Source organism: Streptomyces otsuchiensis, assembly GCF_004305975.1.
In the GTDB taxonomy this organism is placed as follows: domain Bacteria; phylum Actinomycetota; class Actinomycetes; order Streptomycetales; family Streptomycetaceae; genus Streptomyces; species Streptomyces otsuchiensis.
In genome coordinates this window covers 1-1,989 of record NZ_BHZI01000485.1, presented here as the reverse complement: position 1 = coordinate 1,989, position 1,989 = coordinate 1, and the positions used below count along the sequence as shown (strand labels likewise).

The 1,989-nt window shown below is 74.9% G+C and carries 2 protein-coding genes and 1 pseudogene; 1 reads left to right on the top strand and 2 read right to left on the bottom strand.

Translation table 11 applies throughout. From position 1 onward, the window contains the following. Window positions 1-299 (bottom strand): annotated as a pseudogene (locus E0D90_RS25305) (hypothetical protein); the annotation flags it as partial. A 245-nt stretch (window positions 300-544) separates the two neighbouring features. Then, window positions 545-1,696 carry a PP2C family protein-serine/threonine phosphatase gene (locus E0D90_RS25300; protein ID WP_103500251.1) on the bottom strand — a complete coding sequence of 384 codons (1,152 nt, stop codon included), beginning with the start codon at window positions 1,694-1,696 and terminating at the stop codon, window positions 545-547. Between the two features lie 126 nt (window positions 1,697-1,822). Between E0D90_RS25300 and E0D90_RS25295 the strand changes: the two genes are divergently transcribed. Next, the coding region (locus E0D90_RS25295; RefSeq protein ID WP_130800244.1) for a GNAT family N-acetyltransferase at window positions 1,823-1,989 on the top strand (167 nt) is incomplete at its 3' end.

Genomic DNA, 1,989 nt, shown 5'->3' with positions numbered 1-1,989 from the left:
GCGGGCACCACGGCCGGTACGGCGGCGGCGGACGCGGCGATGGCCGTCCGGTCCGCCTCCTCCGGCCCGGGGTGCGGGGGGGTCGCGGCCGCGGCGGCCTCCGCCGGGGTGAATGACGCCTCGGGCACCGAGGCGGCGACGGCGGTGGCGGAGCGGTGTTCGCCCACCGGGCCGCCCGGAGCGTCGGCTGCGTGCGCGGCGGCCGTGCCCGCCGCGCCGAGCGGCAGGATCAGGCCGGTGAGCAGGGCGCCGGTCAGGGCCGAGCACGCCAGGCGGGCCGGGCGGTGCTGACGTCGCATCACAGAACTCATGTACCTGAGCCAATGTCAGCCGCCGCCGGTCCGCATCCGCCGGGCAGGGCCCGCACCGCCGATCGGCGTACGTCCGCGTGCGGCCCGTGCCGGACGTCGACGCAGCTCACACCGGCGCGTACCCCCGTCAGCACCCGTGCCCGGGAAATCCGCCGCAGGAGTGACGCCCGTTCCACGGAGGGTGACCGGCGGGCGTCCGGGGAGGAGCCTGTGCCCCCGAAACGGCGGCGCGCCTACTCGCGGCAGATCAGCAGCAGCGCCCGGTCGTCGTTGACGTCCTTGGCCAGTGACTCGATCAGGTGCCAGGCGGCGCCCCGGAAGCCGGTGGCGATGTACCGCTCCGCCTCGCCGGTGAGCCGGTCCACCCCGTCGTCCAGGTCGCGGCCGGAGCGTTCGACCAGGCCGTCGGTGAAGAGCATCAGCACGTCGCCCCGCTCCAGCGTGCCGCGCACCGGCTCGAACTCGGCGCCGGCCCAGACGCCGAGCAGCGGCCCCTCCGCTACGACACGGTGCCACAGCCCGGTGCTGGCCGAGAGCTGCACTCCGGGGAGGTGACCGGCGGAGAGCAGTTCGTACGCCCCGGTGTCGAGGTCCAGGACGAGGTGGACGGAGGTCGCGAAGCCCTCGTCCCAGTTCTGGCGCAGCAGGTAGCCGTTGGCGGCGGGCAGGAAGGAGGACGGCGGCAGTGATCCGAGCAGGCCGCCGAAGGCTCCGGAGAGCAGCAGGGAACGTGAGGCGGCGTCCATTCCCTTGCCGGAGACGTCGGTGAGGACGGCCTCCAGGACCCGGCCGCGCGGGCCGGTGCGCGCGGCGACGACGAAGTCGCCGGAGAAGGACTGGCCGCCGGCCGGACGCAGCGACATCTCGCGGTGCCAGCCGCTGGGCAGCTGCGGCAGGGCGCTCTGGGCGCGGATACGTTCCCGCAGGTCGAACAGCATGGTGGAGCCACGGCGCCAGGGCACGCCGACGCGGCTGCGGAACTGTGCGATGAGCAGTGCGGAGAGCGCGACCGCGCCGACGACCAGGATGGTGCCGGGAGTCACCGGCTCCTCGCCGCGCGGGCCGGTCTCCAGCAGCGCGGTCTCGGCGACCAGCGCGACGGCGGTGGCACCGTACAGCCCGAGGAGGCTGGCGGGGCGCAGCACCATGCCGCCGGCGATCAGGGGGAGCACCAGCGTCTCGGGCGGGCACCACTCGGGCCACCGCAGGGTGATGGCGGCGAGCAGGGGGACGGAGAGCAGCAGGACGGCGAGCGGGGCCCAGTCGGAGCCCCCGCCGCGGAAGTAGTCGACGGCGGAGCGGCGCACCAGGGTGCGGGCCCGGTGCAGCGCCTTGTGCGCGCGTGACCTCCGGAACCCTGAGGGGGACGATCCTCCACCTGCCATGGCTCGGACTTTAGCGAGCGGCGGGTCGGCGCGTCGATTCCCGGCCCTTCCGCCGGACGGCGGCATCGGGCGGACGCGGGGGAAAATCGCTGGCGACCGCCGAGCGGGCGCTGGTAGCCATGGCGCATGACGACGGAGCTGCGGGCACTCGACCCCGCCGACTGGCAGACCTGGTACCGCACGCTCACGACGGCGTTCGCCTCCGAGCGCGAGACCGCCGAGGAGCGGGCGTTGTGGAACAGCCTCACCGAGCACAAACGTTCGTTGGGGGCCTGGGACGGCGGGGACGTGGT